The organism is Bacillus sp. FSL K6-0268, from assembly GCF_038005425.1.
Classification (GTDB): domain Bacteria; phylum Bacillota; class Bacilli; order Bacillales; family Bacillaceae_G; genus Bacillus_A; species Bacillus_A thuringiensis_S.
This window is the reverse complement of sequence record NZ_JBBOTF010000001.1, coordinates 3,695,549-3,709,666: the sequence shown is the minus strand read 5'-3', so window position 1 is coordinate 3,709,666 and position 14,118 is coordinate 3,695,549. Positions and strand designations below refer to the sequence as shown.

Sequence of the window (14,118 nt, the reverse complement as noted above, 5' to 3'; positions counted from 1 at the left end):
TTTCAGCAGTCTTCTTCAATCTATTATAGATTTGGATACATTGAGAATTTGCTCGTTAACGCTTCTACACGCTTACGTGCTTCTTCTAATGCAGCTTCATTCTCATGATTTTTTAATGTATAAGCAATAAGTGACGCAATTTCATCCATTTCTTCTAAACCGAAACCACGAGATGTTACAGCTGCTGTACCGATACGTACACCACTTGTTACAAATGGGCTTGCTGTTTCAAATGGAATTGTATTTTTGTTCACTGTAATACCAACTTCATCTAATACGTGCTCTGCTACTTTACCTGTGATTTCTAGGTTACGAACATCAATCAAGATTAAGTGATTGTCTGTTCCGCCAGAAACAAGTGTAAGTCCTTCTTTTTGAAGACCTTCAGCTAAGCGGTTCGCATTGTTAATGATATTTTGTGCATACGTTTTGAAATCCTCTTGAAGTGTCTCACCAAACGCAACAGCTTTTGCAGCGATTACGTGCATAAGTGGACCACCTTGAATACCAGGGAAGATTGATTTATCAATTTGTTTTGCAAACTTCTCTTCACATAAAATCATACCACCGCGCGGACCACGTAACGTTTTATGTGTTGTCGTTGTAACGAAATGTGCATGTGGTACTGGATTTGGATGTAAGCCAGCAGCTACTAAACCAGCGATATGTGCCATATCCACCATTAAGTATGCACCCACTTCATCTGCAATCTCACGGAATCGTTTGAAATCGATAACACGAGGGTATGCACTTGCACCTGCAACGATTAATTTTGGTTTATGTTCTTTCGCTTTTGCTAATACATCATCGTAATTAATACGGTGAGAGTCAGCATCCACGCCATATTCTACGAAATTATATTGTACTCCACTGAAGTTAACAGGGCTTCCGTGTGTTAAGTGACCACCATGAGATAAATTCATACCAAGTACTGTATCGCCTTGCTCTAAAATTGTGAAGTATACTGCCATGTTCGCTTGTGCACCAGAGTGTGGTTGAACGTTTACGTGCTCTGCGCCAAAAATTTCTTTTACGCGATCACGTGCGATATCTTCTACTACGTCTACGTGTTCACAGCCACCATAGTAACGTTTTCCAGGATATCCTTCAGCATACTTATTTGTTAAAACAGAACCTTGCGCCTCCATTACCGCTTCACTTACAAAGTTTTCCGAAGCAATTAACTCAATCTTTGAACGCTGTCTTCCTAGTTCTGCCTCAATTGCAGCAAATACCTTTTCATCTTGACGTTTTAAATGATCCACCAAAATCCCCCTTTTCTGAACGAATTACATCGATTCCCAACAGTTTTTTCTCATTTATTCAGAAAAAACGAAAATTCAGGTTGTAATTCTTTCGAACCTTCATGTTTTCAACTACATTCTAACATGACTTTCTATATCATAAAAGAAAAAAAAGACCGAAAATCGGTCTTTTCTTTCTTCTACTATAAAGTCAGACAACATACCTTTTATCTTATGATAAACAGCTACTATATGACTTCCTAATTTCTCATATTTAACGGCAAGTGGTAGTCTCTTCCGTCACCGCGTAAACAGCACGTGCTCCGCCAATTAGTTTTCCACGTGTTTTGGCCATCGTTACATGCGCACTTCCAATTGCCTTCACACTTGTACGAACCGGAACAGCTACATGTTTTAAATGCATACCAATAAATGTATCACCAATATCCATTCCTGCATCTGCTTTAATAAACTCAACTACTACCGGATCTTTCAAATTGTGATACGCATACGTCCCCAATGCACCACCTGCTGATCTAACAGGCGTAACTGTTACAATTTCAAATTGATATTTTATCGCTACTTCTCTCTCAACTACTAAAGCACGGTTTAAATGCTCACAACATTGAAACGCTAATTCAATACCTGTTCGCTCTTGAAATTGTTTTAACTCAGAAAAAATCGCCTCTGCTACTTCCATCGTTCCTGATGTTCCAATTCTTTCGCCTAGCACTTCGCTCGTGCTACAACCCACTACAAAAATTTGACCGCTTTGTAATGAAGCTTGTTCTTGGAAATCAGAAAGCGACATTTGTAGCTGTTCTCTTACTTTTACGATTTCTGTCATTACGCCTCTTCCTTTCACAGGTTGGTTCACCAAATTATATTTCACACTACTAATAGTTAGAATCTATTACTTTGTTTCGTATGTTTTAATTTTTCCTACGCGGTTTTCGTGACGACCACCTTCATAGTCAGTTGTTAACCAGATTTTTGCGATATCACGCGCTAGACCAGCACCAATTACACGCTCGCCCATTGCTAGCATGTTAGTGTCATTATGCTCTCTCGTTGCTTTCGCACTGAAAGTATCATGAACTAACGCACAACGGATACCATTTACTTTGTTTGCTGCGATTGACATACCAATGCCTGTCCCACAAACTAAAATACCACGATCTACTTCACCATTCGCTACCATTTCAGCTGCCGGAAACGCAAAGTCAGGGTAATCAACAGAACCAGATTCACATTCACAACCTAAATCAATATATTCAATATTTAACTCTTCTAATAAACTTACAAGTTCTTTGCGGATATTCATACCGCCGTGATCAGATGCTATTACTACTTTCATTTTTACCCCTCCAAAGTTTCAATCAATTATCTTCATTTCACACTCGCTACCTCAATAGGACGAAGTGATCTCCAATATCGTATTATACACGAAACATCAACCTACTGAATGTTTTTTCAGTAAAGTTTGTACAAGTTTTTCCATCTCATCTAACGTTTCTTTATAAATAGAAAGCGAGCCTCCAAATGGATCTGAAATGTCCTTACCTATACCTTCAGTTAATCCATATAACGTATTCAATTTCTTTTCAACACTCGGATAATGCCCAAGTACAATGTATTTATGATTTTCTGTCATCGTTACGACAATATCAGCCCAATCAAGCAAAGTTTCGTTTACTTGCTGCGCGGCATGATTAATTGAAATCCCTTTTTCAGCTAAAGCTTCCTTCGCATATACCGATGCATCGCTCCCAGGATAGGCGAAAACACCGGCAGATTGCACTTCAAACCTATCTCCTCCGTGATGACGAAGCAACGCCTCAGCCATCGGACTACGACATGTATTGCCAGTACAAACAAATAACACTCGTTTCATCCAACCCCACCCCTATATTCGATTTCTTACCACTCATCATAACTTACATTAGAATAGAACAAAAGAAATGTGAATATACAAAAAGCGCAGTTCTCTTATATTTTTTCTAAGAAAAATGCGCCTTATCCACATATATGTGAAACCCTATTTCCAAGTGCCCAGAGTATTTTAACATACCTACTGAATATGCAACAAAAATAAGGAATCCATTTCATACGAAACGGATTCCTCTTATACAGCAATTATTTCATTGTAACTTTCATTACTTCTGTTGAACCTTTTGTAGCTGTTACGCCTACAGTTGTCTTAATAGACTCAGCTGCATCTGTGTTTGTAATAACGATTGGAGTAATTGTGCTTTTCGCTTTTTCACGGATTAATTCTAAGTCGAATGAGATTAATTTATCTCCAGCTTTTACAGCTTGGCCTTCAGAAACGTGAGCTTCGAAACCTTCGCCTTCCATTTTTACAGTTTCTAATCCAACGTGGATTAAAATTTCTGTGCCGTTTTTCGCTTTAATTCCGATAGCATGTTTTGTGTGGAATAATTGTACGATTTCACCATCAACTGGAGATACAACTACACCTTCAGTAGGATCGATTGCAACACCGTCACCCATCATACGACCAGCGAATACTGGATCTGGTACTTCTTCAATATTTTTCACTGCTCCAGTTAATGGAGCTACGATTGTTTCTTCATTTGTTTTTGAACCAAGACCAAATAATTTTTTAAACATAGGATAGTCCTCCTTATAATTTACCTAAAAGTTTATAGGGCAATCCCTAGTAAAGCTCGGGATACATGTAAGACTTCATACTTCGAATATTATACTGTAAAAACGCTTTCGAAATAAATTACGTCATTACTAATAGACTCTTATTGTAGCGCTTCACAAAATTCCAGTCAATTCTGATTGTCTGAATAACAATAAGAAGTTAACTTCTATTTATATTTTCTCTTTTTTTGCCCAACTTGTCTAGAGGTCTTTACTACATTTTGTTTTTTGTTGTTAATTTGTAAAATTTAATTCAAACTTTTTTTAAAATCCGCTTGACTAAAGTAAGTAACTATTTTATTATTACTTACATAAGGTAAGTTAATAACTTTTAGGAGGTTTTTAAAAATGATGGATTTCGGTCTTCTTATTATTCGTCTTATTATAGGAATTACATTCATGGGTCATGGTGCTCAAAAATTATTTGGTTGGTTCGGCGGTTACGGTTTAAAAGGAACAGGTGGCTGGATGGAATCAATCGGTTTACGTCCTGGTGTATTTATGGCATTTATGGCTGGTGCAACTGAATTACTAGGTGGTTTCTTATTCGCATCAGGTATTTTCATTATAGTTGGCTCATTATTTATCGTTGGAACAATGTTAATGGCTATCTTCACTGTTCACGGGAAAAATGGTTACTGGGTGACACAAAACGGATATGAATATAATTTAATGTTAATCGCTGTTGCTGTTGGTGTAGCTTTAATCGGACCTGGCGCATACGTTTTACTTTAATTTTCATCTCAATCTTGAGATTCTTGAAAAAGAACTTACTTCATTACAATTGAAGTAAGTTCTTTTTATGAAACAAAATATTATTTCCAGCAGGATTTTCTCACCGATATCTTGTAAACAAACAATAAGTATTCATATTTAGAAAGGGGATTACAAGCATGTTATCCATTAATCCAAATGAACAAACTGAAAAAGATAATTACAAATTACTTACTGGAAGTATCATCCCTCGCCCTGTCGCATTCGTTACTTCTGTAACAAAAGACGGTGTATTAAACGGCGCACCATATAGTTATTTCAATATTGTCGCTGCTAATCCACCACTTATCTCTGTTTCTGTACAACGAAAAGCCGGAGAAAGAAAGGACACTTCCCGAAACGCAATTGAAAAAGGTGAATTTGTCGTACATATTTCTGACGAATCATATGTAGCAGCAATTAACGAAACAGCAGCTAATCTCCCGCCAAATGAAAGTGAAATTGAACTAGCAAAACTAACACCAATTGAAAGTGAAGTCATCTCTGTTCCAGGTGTAAAAGAAGCAAATATTCGAATGGAATGTATATTAGAACGTGCAATTCCACTTGGTGGAACAGAAGACTCACCAGCTTGTGATCTACTAATTGGACGCGTCGTTCGTTTCCACGTTGCCGAGCATCTATATGAAAAAGGGCGCATTCACGCAGAAGGACTCAAACCAATAAGCCGCCTAGCAGGACACAACTATGCAAAATTAGGAGAACAATTTGAACTGGTTAGGCCAGTTTAAAAGCAGAAGCGGCTCGCTCAGAATGAGAGGGGGATGGAGCTTCTGACGTAGAGGCGCTTTTTGCCTCATAGGAAGACGCGAAGCCACCGACCATTCTAGCCGCTGGAACTGGATAATATCTAAAAGCGGAAGCGGCTCGCTCAGAATCGATCCCTGCCATCACTCAAACATAAAAATCCCCTGCTTTTTAGCAGGGGATTTTTATCATTGTAATTCTTCCTTCTTTTCCTCTAAAGTAGGGAGTTTTTCTTTTTTCGGTTTCCCTAGCTTAATTACGAAGAAGTATAGGGAAAGCAGTGTAATAAGAAAAACAATTAAAAACGGGTACGGAGAGTAAAAAGCACGCGCCGCCTCAGTCTTTCCCGCAACAAATTTCAATGACTCAATATCTAAAAACTCAGCAAACATTTGTACACCGAGCATACTAAACCAAAAAACAAAAAAACTAATAATAATACCAAAAACTTGCTTCAATCTTGTCATTCATCTCATCCTTTCTATATGTGTAATTTTTTAGCGCAATCAATATAGTACAAACAAAACTATGCACAGAAAGGAGCTATCTTACTATTCGCGAATTAACTTAATCCAACCTAAAATTGCAATTTGCAAAATAATACCCCAAATTATAAGCCTTCTTAGCCATCGAGGAAAGAAGGTTAAAAACTTAACATACCATCCCAATAGCTTGTTCATAATTCCCTCCTACATAAAATTATATAGGAAAAAGGATATATAATCCAAATCCAACTAGAATGATGCCACCTACTATCTCGCCATATGTACCGAGCATATCTTTCGCATGTCTACCAATTAATAAACCAATCCACGCTAACAACATGCTAACAAATCCAAAAAGTAATATCGTAATGATTGTTTGTGCCCCATAAATACCAAGACTAAGCCCTACTGAGAAACTATCTATACTAACGCCAAATGCAAATACGAATAAGCTAATTCCAATAGGGACAGTTCTAGTCTCTCCATTTTGTAAAATGGTCGAATATACGATATAAAAACCTAGTCCGATTAATAAAATAGCACCCGCAAAATGTGCAATATCTCCATACTTCTCTGATAAAAAACGACCTAGTACCATCCCTATAAATGGCATAATAATATGAAATATCCCTATCGTCATACCAATATACAGGATTTGTCTTAACTTTAGGGGCATCATCCCCATACCAAGACTCACCGAGAACGCATCCATCCCTAAGGCGAATGCCATAATTATTAAAGGTATTAGCTGTTCAAACGTCATTCATGCCCCTCCTTGGACGTGCTACTTCACAATATGCTTATCCAAGGAGAAATATTCTGTTTGCTAACCTTACCTTATCATTCAATAATAATATGATGTCCTGCCGCTTTTGTTAAACGATTCATAATAGCATTTCCTATTCCTTCATTAGGGAACGACTCACTAAAAATAACATCCACTTCACTTGCATCAAATGTTCTAAGTACATCATATAATTTAGTCGCAACGCTAGCTAAGTCACTTCTAACACCACAAGACAATATAACATCTGCGTTATATACATGCTGATACTCTTCCGTCGTTAATACGCCTACTTTAAATCCTTCTTCCTTTTTCTCATCCACAAGTTGCTGAATAAACTCACGCGAGCCCTCAACAATACTAAGTGGTGCTTTCGGCGCATAATGTGTGTATTTCATTCCAGGTGATTTCGGTTTTTCCTTCTCATCCTTTAAAGCTGGATCTAAAGAAACGGTACCTATCACCGCTTCTAACTGTTCTTTCGTAATCCCACCTGGACGTAATATTGTTGGAACCGTGCTTGTACAATCAATTACAGTTGATTCAACGCCTACTCCAGTTGCACCACCATCAACAATACCTGCAATCTTCCCATTCAAATCTTCATATACGTGAGAAGCTAGTGTTGGACTTGGACGCCCTGAACGATTCGCACTTGGTGCCGCAACAGGTACATTCGCCTCTTCAATAAGAGCAAGTGCAACTGGATGATCAGGCATTCTTACCCCAACCGTATTAAGTCCCGCCGTCACCCTCTCTGAAATCCCTTCTTTTCTCGGCAAAATAATTGTTAATGGTCCTGGCCAAAAATGCGCCATTAACTTCTCTGCAACTGGTGGGATTTCTTTCACAATCCCATCTAACTGAGATTTTGTACCTATGTGGACAATGAGTGGATTATCACTCGGTCTTCCTTTCGCTTCGAAAATTTTCGCGATTGCTTCATCATCCATCGCATTTGCACCTAACCCATATACTGTTTCCGTAGGGAAAGCAACCGCCTCATTTTCTCTTAATAATTTTGCTGCTTCTTGTAACTGTGGATAATATTTTTTTCTTTCCACAACATTATCCACAACCCACATATTTGTATGCATTTTTTTCCACGTCCTTTTCTACCCTTAAATACTTGTCTATTTTTAGTTTACTATGAGATTTATCCAAAAGACAAACAAGGTTTATCCACAAAATGTGGATAAACCCAATTAATCCGTGGATAACTTTGTGAATAGCTGACAATTTAGTATTATTGCATTCTGCTCTTTTATATTTTTACAAAAATGTTCTAACTGTTGAATACCCTCTGGAACCTCATCCTTTTCTATAGTAAAAAAGTCAAAGAACTGAAAGATCGGTACAGATTGTGGATGGTTTGTTAGTAAGTACAATTGTTGAACACTTTTTTCTTTCATATACTGCAAAAACATTTCAAAAAAATATAAGAAAGTCTGTTTATCCACATGAGGTGTGAATAAACAAGAACGAATAAGTACATCTTCCCCACTTTGTTCATAACCAATTACAGCTCTTATTTCTTCCGCCTCTTCCAAAATCATAAATTGTGCGTACAACTCATTTATTTTATCATCTTTTTTATTAGCTTGTCCGAAAAAAGAATGTAATCTTTCCACATCTGCTTTCGTAGCAAAATACACTTTCTTCATAATAAATCCCTCCTCATTTTTATATATGAGGAGGGATTTATTAATAGTACTATTTAGAGAATAAAGATGTAAAAGCTTCTACAATAAACAATTTAACTTCTGGCTTTTTTTCTTCCTCTTCTACTTTTACATACTCATTTTGCTTTTCTTGTTTTTTCTCCACAGGTTTCTCCACTTTTTCCACCGTTTTTGTTTCTTCTTTACTTACAGGCTGCTCTTCGACTTTTGTTTCATTTTTTACTACTTTCTTTTCAGAAGCTGTTACTTCTTTTACTACTTCCTGTTTTACAACTTTCGTTTCTTTAACCTTATCCACTTTCTTCTCTTCTGTATTTACTACTTTCTCATCTAGTTGTTTCACCTGCTCCTCTTCAGGAGATTCCGCCTTCACAACGTGCTCTTCTTTTCTTACAGCTGTCCCACTCGAAAAATCTAAGAAACACATTGGTGGAAATAATACACACCACCAGTTCGCCCCTTCACCTTCTCCAATTGTAATCAATACCGCTTCATATTCTCCTGCTGGATAAATAAAATTCCCATATACCTTTGTAGGAAACTTTACATTCTTACTAAATTTCACTTGAAATGATTCTTTACTTCCTTCTCTTTTTAACGTATTTTCCACCGTTTTCTCGATTTCTGGAATATGACTTTGAATTACTTTGCGCGCCTCTTCAAATGAAGTTAAATCCGCTACCCATCCATCAATTTGTGCTTTTACTTCATCACGCACTTTACGCTTTAATGCCTGGTCTTTATCTGAATCACTATTTGCTAAAATTCGTAATCGAACGGCCTCTTTCGGAATAACTGAAGGCCCTTTTGCATCAGCTTTCATATATCCAAACTGCACAAGTAACTGTGCACCAATTAATAATATAAGAAGATAAGCAATAACTTGTTTTTTCATTTCCTCCACCGTCCCCTCTACAAACAGTGTGGACAGACTTTCATATTTCTAAACTATTAAATTCAAAATCTATATGAATTTTCCCACAAAAAAATGGAGTAAGGTGTGAACCTTACTCCATCTCTGCAAATACCATACGGTCTTTTCCGTTAATATCAAAAACAACCTCAACATGGGCATGTGGAAAAGCTTGTTGTAACAATCTTTTTACATCCTCACCTTGTCCTACTCCAATTTCAAACGCTACAATTGCTTTCTCCTGCAACACATTCGGCAATTCTTCCATAAAACGGCGATAAAAATCTAATCCGTCTTCTCCACCAACAAGCGCTCTCTTCGGCTCATGCTCTTTCACAACAGGAGAAAGACCACGCCAATCCTCTTCCGGTATATATGGAGGATTTGAAACAACAACATCTAGCTTTTGACCCGTTTTATGAAATGGTGACAATAAATCACCGTGATAGAACGTTACTTCTGCACCTAAAGCTTTTGCATTTTCTTTTGCAACTTCAATCGACTCTTGTGCAATATCTACTGTATACACGTGGAGATTTTTATTTTCTAAAGCAAGCGTAATAGAAATCGCTCCACTACCTGTGCCTATATCTGCTACATGTAGTTCCTTGTCACCAAAATGGCGCTCAATTCTTTCTAATACTCCTACTATAAGTTCTTCTGTTTCCGGTCTTGGTATTAATACTTCTTCATTCACAAAGAACGACCGGCCATAAAACATTTCATAACCAATCATATATTGAATAGGAATACCTTCTACATGCTTGTGGATAAACTCCGTAAAGCTTGCCTCTTGTTCCTCATTTATTTCTTCACGCATATTCATAAGTAATCCTGTTCTGTTCATCTTTAATACATGACAAAGGACAATTTCTCCCGCATTTTCATCTCGTCCATTTTCCTGTAAAAAAGAAGAAGCCCATTTCAGGGCTTCATAGACACGCATTACTCAGCTGCCTCCATCCTTTGAGCCTGATCTTCCATCACTAAGGCATTGATGAAATCATCTAACTTACCTTGTAAGATTTGATCTAGCTTTTGAATCGTTAAACCGATTCGATGGTCTGTAACACGGTTTTGCGGGAAGTTATACGTACGAATACGCTCTGAACGATCACCCGTACCAACAGCTTGTTTACGGTTTTGATCATATTCAGCTTGTGCTTCTTGTCTAAACTTATCATAAACACGTGCGCGTAATACTTTCATCGCTTTTTCTTTATTCTTAATTTGTGATTTCTCATCCTGACAAGATACAACTACACCAGTCGGTAAATGCGTTAAACGTACCGCTGACATCGTTGTATTAACACTTTGTCCACCAGGACCACTAGAAGCGAATGTATCAACACGAACATCTTTCTCGTGAATGTCGATTTCTACTTCTTCTGCCTCTGGTAATACAGCTACAGTTGCTGTAGATGTATGAATACGTCCACCAGATTCCGTTTCAGGAACACGTTGTACACGGTGAGCACCATTCTCGAATTTCAGCTTCGCGAAAGCACCTTTACCGTTAATCATAAAGATAATCTCTTTATATCCACCTAACTCTGTATAGCTAGCCTCGATAATTTCTGTTTTCCAACCTTGAACCTCAGCATAACGGCTATACATGCGGTATAAGTCACCAGCAAATAAAGCGGCCTCATCGCCACCAGCAGCCCCACGAACCTCAACGATAACGTTCTTATCATCATTAGGGTCCTTTGGAACTAGTAAAATTTTCAGACGTTCTGATAACGTTTTTTCTTGTGATTCTAACTCAGAAACCTCTTCTTTTACCATGTCACGCATTTCTGCGTCTAACTTCTCTTCTAACATTGCTTTCGCATCTTTTAATTGCTCACGAACATCCTTATACTCACGATACACCTCTACCGTTTCCTGTATATCAGACTGTTCCTTTGAATATTCACGAAGCTTATTTGTATCGCTAATAACCTCTGGGTCACTTAACAATTCATTTAACTTCTCATAACGATTTTCTACAGCTTGCAAACGATCTAACACATCATTCACCTCTACATCCTAGTATCTAATACAAATAGTATATGGTACTTACTCAAAAAAACGCAAATTATATTTAAAAGCGTAAGCGGCTTGCTCAGAATCGCAGGCCATTGGAGCTCTCGACCTTGAAGCGCTTTTTGCTTCAAGCGAGAGAGTGAAATGGCCGGAGATTCTAGCCGCTGGAGCTAGATAATATTTAAAAGCATAAGCGGCTCACACCACCCACACTCTCCATTCTGAAAAAAACCCGCCTTGCGCAGCGAGTTTTACTTGTCTTTGTTTGTAGGAACTGCATGACAATGACGACATCGTGGTTCATACGATTCTGAAGCCCCAACTAAAATAATCGGATCATCAAATGCCGCTGGTTCTCCATCAATTAATCGTTGTGTACGACTTGCCGGAGATCCACATGCAGAACATACTGCTTGTAGCTTTGTCACATGTTCAGCAATTGCCATCAGCTGAGGAACTTGTCCAAATGGTAGACCACGGAAATCTTGGTCTAAACCAGCTACAATGACACGATAGCCACGATTTGCCAATACTTGCACCACTTCCACAATGTCCCCATCAAAGAATTGTACCTCATCGATTGCAATTACATCCATATCTTCAGTGATATGTTCAAATATATCTTTTGAAGCTGAAACAGGAACTGCTTTTACCTTTAATCCGTTATGTGATACAACGTCTTCTTCACTATAGCGATTATCAATACATGGTTTAAATACAATTGCATGTTGTTTTGCAAATTGCGTACGGCGCACACGGCGGATTAACTCTTCTGATTTACCAGAAAACATACTACCGCAAATCACTTCAATCCAGCCATTTTGATTTATTAAGTACATGAAGCTCTCCTTTCATCTACTTTTTAGTTAAAAGTAGGGTAAAGGTATAATATTTTCACAAAAAAAACAGACAAGCGAATACATACACTTGCCTGTTTTATGTTTTTATTACTTGATACCGTATTTCTTATTGAAGCGATCAACGCGTCCGTCTGCAGTAGCAAACTTCTGACGTCCAGTGTAGAATGGGTGAGAATCAGAACTGATCTCAACTTTTAGTAATGGATAAGTGTTACCATCTTCCCACTCAACAGTTTCGCTAGAGCCTTTAGTAGACCCGCTTAAGAATTTGAAGCCTGTGTTTGTGTCCATGAATACAACTTTCTTGTAATCTGGGTGAATTCCTGCTTTCATTCTTTTCATCTCCTTCCGCCCTGAATCATTTTCGAAACAGAGTTTTTCATCTTCAGCTGCATACACAACTATATTGATGAAACACATATGATGAAATTATAACAAGGCTAACTTCATTTTGCAACTACCTGTTTTTGTCTTTTGAAATTTAAAGTGGCTTGGGCTCGATCAGCTCTGACCAGCTAAGGTTCTCCCACTTATTTCTCTCTTTAATATCACCTAAAAGGCATAAGAAAACTCGCTTACTATAAAATAAGCGAGTCCCAATCTTTTCCCTTTACTTAGTTGTTACATACCTTTTAGAGTCTGCAACAATGTTTTGTAAAAATTCTTCGTTTGTCTTCGTTTGACGAAGCTTACGTAAGAAACTTTCAACAAAGTCTGGTGTATCACGCATTGTTTTACGAATGCCCCATAACTTGTCTAAATGCTCTTTTGGAATTAATAGATCTTCTTTACGTGTACCAGAACGACGAATATCAATCGCTGGGAAGATACGACGTTCAGCTAACGAACGATCTAAGTGAAGTTCCATATTTCCAGTTCCTTTAAATTCCTCGTAAATAACATCGTCCATACGAGATCCTGTATCAACAAGGGCTGTTGCTAAAATCGTTAAGCTACCGCCTTCTTCAATATTACGTGCAGCTCCAAAGAAACGCTTCGGTCTATGGAAAGCCGCTGGGTCGATACCACCCGATAATGTTCTACCACTTGGCGGAATAACGAGGTTGTAAGCTCGCGCTAAACGGGTAATACTATCCATTAAAATGATAACATCTTTTTTGTGCTCTACAAGACGCATTGCACGTTCTAACACAAGTTCAGCTACTTTAATATGATTTTCTGGTACTTCATCAAAAGTAGAACTTACAACGTCACCCTTAACAGAACGTTCAATGTCTGTTACTTCCTCTGGACGCTCATCAATTAAAAGAACAATTAATTCTGCTTCTGGATGATTTGTTGTAACACTGTGTGCAATTTCTTTTAATAGACTTGTTTTACCAGCCTTTGGAGGCGCAACAATTAAACCACGTTGTCCAAATCCAACTGGTGCGATTAAATCCATGATACGTGTCGGTAACTTTTTCGGTTCCGTTTCCAATTTCATTTGGCGATCTGGGTATAATGGTGTTAATGCAGGGAAATGCACACGCTCTTTTGCTGAATCTGGATCATCTCCGTTTACAGCTTCAACTTGTAATAACCCAAAATAGCGTTCATTTTCTTTCGGAGGTCGTACTTTACCAGAAACTTTGTCTCCATTACGTAAATCGAAACGACGAATTTGCGAAGCTGAGATATAAATATCTTCTGAGCTTGGAGAATAGTTGATAGGACGTAGGAATCCAAATCCTTCTGATTGAATAATTTCTAATACGCCTTCCATGAAAAAGAAACCTTCTTTTTCTGCTCGAGCTTTCAAAATAGAAAAGATTAACTCTTTTTTCGTTAACTTGCTATAATACGAAATCTTAAATTCTTTCGCAAGCTCGTATAACTCTTTTAATTTCATGTTTTCTAATGCTGCAATTGACAAATTCATTCAGACACCACACTTTAACGTTATTCTCTTTTTTCATGGGTAAAGG

At 37.8% G+C, this 14,118-nt stretch carries 18 protein-coding genes; 2 read left to right on the top strand and 16 right to left on the bottom strand.

Features of this window, described 5'->3' with window-relative positions:
* Positions 1-23: 23 nt before the first annotated feature.
* From glyA to MHI28_RS19015, 5 genes are all read right to left on the bottom strand, one after another.
* Complete coding sequence (gene glyA, locus MHI28_RS19035; RefSeq protein ID WP_000349800.1) at positions 24-1,265, bottom strand: serine hydroxymethyltransferase; 1,242 nt, start codon at positions 1,263-1,265, stop codon at positions 24-26.
* Positions 1,266-1,518: 253 nt separating this feature from the next.
* Positions 1,519-2,091 (bottom strand): TIGR01440 family protein, encoded by a 573-nt coding sequence (locus tag MHI28_RS19030; protein ID WP_000136383.1) that lies wholly within the window; start codon positions 2,089-2,091, stop codon positions 1,519-1,521.
* A gap of 66 nt (positions 2,092-2,157) precedes the next feature.
* Positions 2,158-2,601 (bottom strand): ribose 5-phosphate isomerase B, encoded by a 444-nt coding sequence (gene rpiB, locus MHI28_RS19025; RefSeq protein ID WP_000869546.1) that lies wholly within the window; start codon positions 2,599-2,601, stop codon positions 2,158-2,160.
* Positions 2,602-2,697: 96 nt separating this feature from the next.
* Positions 2,698-3,138 carry a low molecular weight protein arginine phosphatase gene (locus MHI28_RS19020; RefSeq protein WP_000832380.1) on the bottom strand — a complete coding sequence of 147 codons (441 nt, stop codon included), beginning with the start codon at positions 3,136-3,138 and terminating at the stop codon, positions 2,698-2,700.
* Between the two features lie 242 nt (positions 3,139-3,380).
* Positions 3,381-3,878 carry a PTS sugar transporter subunit IIA gene (locus tag MHI28_RS19015; RefSeq protein ID WP_000473666.1) on the bottom strand — a complete coding sequence of 166 codons (498 nt, stop codon included), beginning with the start codon at positions 3,876-3,878 and terminating at the stop codon, positions 3,381-3,383.
* Positions 3,879-4,265: 387 nt separating this feature from the next.
* Between MHI28_RS19015 and MHI28_RS19010 the strand changes: the two genes are divergently transcribed.
* The gene (locus tag MHI28_RS19010; protein WP_000968613.1) at positions 4,266-4,652 is read left to right on the top strand and encodes a DoxX family protein; all 387 of its coding nucleotides are present in this window, start codon (positions 4,266-4,268) and stop codon (positions 4,650-4,652) included.
* 158 nt (positions 4,653-4,810) lie between these two features.
* Positions 4,811-5,422 carry a flavin reductase family protein gene (locus MHI28_RS19005; protein WP_000949048.1) on the top strand — a complete coding sequence of 204 codons (612 nt, stop codon included), beginning with the start codon at positions 4,811-4,813 and terminating at the stop codon, positions 5,420-5,422.
* 204 nt (positions 5,423-5,626) lie between these two features.
* On the opposite strand, the gene MHI28_RS19000 is transcribed toward MHI28_RS19005, so the two are convergent.
* The 11 genes from MHI28_RS19000 to rho all read right to left on the bottom strand — a co-directional run bounded on the left by MHI28_RS19000 (position 5,627) and on the right by rho (position 14,072).
* Complete coding sequence (locus MHI28_RS19000) at positions 5,627-5,905, bottom strand: DUF3935 domain-containing protein (RefSeq protein WP_000197471.1); 279 nt, start codon at positions 5,903-5,905, stop codon at positions 5,627-5,629.
* Positions 5,906-5,989: 84 nt separating this feature from the next.
* Positions 5,990-6,118 (bottom strand): hypothetical protein, encoded by a 129-nt coding sequence (locus tag MHI28_RS18995; protein WP_001037654.1) that lies wholly within the window; start codon positions 6,116-6,118, stop codon positions 5,990-5,992.
* 19 nt (positions 6,119-6,137) lie between these two features.
* Entirely contained in the window at positions 6,138-6,686 is a 549-nt protein-coding gene (locus MHI28_RS18990; protein WP_000142476.1) for a manganese efflux pump MntP, read from the bottom strand.
* A gap of 77 nt (positions 6,687-6,763) precedes the next feature.
* Positions 6,764-7,804 carry an L-threonylcarbamoyladenylate synthase gene (locus MHI28_RS18985; RefSeq protein WP_000557357.1) on the bottom strand — a complete coding sequence of 347 codons (1,041 nt, stop codon included), beginning with the start codon at positions 7,802-7,804 and terminating at the stop codon, positions 6,764-6,766.
* 108 nt (positions 7,805-7,912) lie between these two features.
* A complete protein-coding gene (locus MHI28_RS18980) occupies positions 7,913-8,371 on the bottom strand; it encodes a mechanosensitive ion channel protein (protein ID WP_000758437.1) in 459 nt (152 codons plus the stop codon).
* A gap of 49 nt (positions 8,372-8,420) precedes the next feature.
* Positions 8,421-9,284, bottom strand: coding sequence for a stage II sporulation protein R (gene spoIIR / locus MHI28_RS18975; RefSeq protein ID WP_000745069.1), 864 nt, complete (start codon positions 9,282-9,284; stop codon positions 8,421-8,423).
* Between the two features lie 112 nt (positions 9,285-9,396).
* On the bottom strand, positions 9,397-10,248 hold the full coding sequence (prmC, locus tag MHI28_RS18970) for a peptide chain release factor N(5)-glutamine methyltransferase (protein WP_001267024.1): 852 nt from the start codon (positions 10,246-10,248) through the stop codon (positions 9,397-9,399).
* On the bottom strand, positions 10,248-11,315 hold the full coding sequence (gene prfA, locus MHI28_RS18965) for a peptide chain release factor 1 (protein WP_000887066.1): 1,068 nt from the start codon (positions 11,313-11,315) through the stop codon (positions 10,248-10,250). The genes prmC and prfA overlap by 1 nt, the downstream gene beginning before the upstream one ends.
* Positions 11,316-11,581: 266 nt before the next feature.
* Positions 11,582-12,169 carry a thymidine kinase gene (locus tag MHI28_RS18960; RefSeq protein ID WP_000280851.1) on the bottom strand — a complete coding sequence of 196 codons (588 nt, stop codon included), beginning with the start codon at positions 12,167-12,169 and terminating at the stop codon, positions 11,582-11,584.
* Between the two features lie 108 nt (positions 12,170-12,277).
* Positions 12,278-12,523, bottom strand: a complete 246-nt coding sequence (locus tag MHI28_RS18955; protein ID WP_000643435.1) for a type B 50S ribosomal protein L31 — start codon at positions 12,521-12,523, stop codon at positions 12,278-12,280.
* A 277-nt stretch (positions 12,524-12,800) separates the two neighbouring features.
* Complete coding sequence (gene rho, locus MHI28_RS18950) at positions 12,801-14,072, bottom strand: transcription termination factor Rho (RefSeq protein WP_001053903.1); 1,272 nt, start codon at positions 14,070-14,072, stop codon at positions 12,801-12,803.
* Positions 14,073-14,118 lie beyond the last annotated feature (46 nt).

Excerpts from the sequence above, each read along its gene's own strand:
- MHI28_RS19030 (WP_000136383.1), bottom strand. The coding sequence starts at position 2,091 with ATGACAGAAATCGTAAAAGTAAGAGAACAGCTACAAATGTCGCTTTCT.
- rpiB (WP_000869546.1), bottom strand. The coding sequence starts at position 2,601 with ATGAAAGTAGTAATAGCATCTGATCACGGCGGTATGAATATCCGCAAA.
- MHI28_RS19020 (WP_000832380.1), bottom strand. The coding sequence starts at position 3,138 with ATGAAACGAGTGTTATTTGTTTGTACTGGCAATACATGTCGTAGTCCG.
- MHI28_RS19015 (WP_000473666.1), bottom strand. The coding sequence starts at position 3,878 with ATGTTTAAAAAATTATTTGGTCTTGGTTCAAAAACAAATGAAGAAACA.
- MHI28_RS19010 (WP_000968613.1), top strand. The coding sequence starts at position 4,266 with ATGATGGATTTCGGTCTTCTTATTATTCGTCTTATTATAGGAATTACA.
- MHI28_RS19005 (WP_000949048.1), top strand. The coding sequence starts at position 4,811 with ATGTTATCCATTAATCCAAATGAACAAACTGAAAAAGATAATTACAAA.
- MHI28_RS19000 (WP_000197471.1), bottom strand. The coding sequence starts at position 5,905 with ATGACAAGATTGAAGCAAGTTTTTGGTATTATTATTAGTTTTTTTGTT.
- MHI28_RS18995 (WP_001037654.1), bottom strand. The coding sequence starts at position 6,118 with ATGAACAAGCTATTGGGATGGTATGTTAAGTTTTTAACCTTCTTTCCT.
- MHI28_RS18990 (WP_000142476.1), bottom strand. The coding sequence starts at position 6,686 with ATGACGTTTGAACAGCTAATACCTTTAATAATTATGGCATTCGCCTTA.
- MHI28_RS18985 (WP_000557357.1), bottom strand. The coding sequence starts at position 7,804 with ATGCATACAAATATGTGGGTTGTGGATAATGTTGTGGAAAGAAAAAAA.
- MHI28_RS18980 (WP_000758437.1), bottom strand. The coding sequence starts at position 8,371 with ATGAAGAAAGTGTATTTTGCTACGAAAGCAGATGTGGAAAGATTACAT.
- spoIIR (WP_000745069.1), bottom strand. The coding sequence starts at position 9,284 with ATGAAAAAACAAGTTATTGCTTATCTTCTTATATTATTAATTGGTGCA.
- prmC (WP_001267024.1), bottom strand. The coding sequence starts at position 10,248 with ATGCGTGTCTATGAAGCCCTGAAATGGGCTTCTTCTTTTTTACAGGAA.
- MHI28_RS18960 (WP_000280851.1), bottom strand. The coding sequence starts at position 12,169 with ATGTACTTAATAAATCAAAATGGCTGGATTGAAGTGATTTGCGGTAGT.
- MHI28_RS18955 (WP_000643435.1), bottom strand. The coding sequence starts at position 12,523 with ATGAAAGCAGGAATTCACCCAGATTACAAGAAAGTTGTATTCATGGAC.
- rho (WP_001053903.1), bottom strand. The coding sequence starts at position 14,072 with ATGAATTTGTCAATTGCAGCATTAGAAAACATGAAATTAAAAGAGTTA.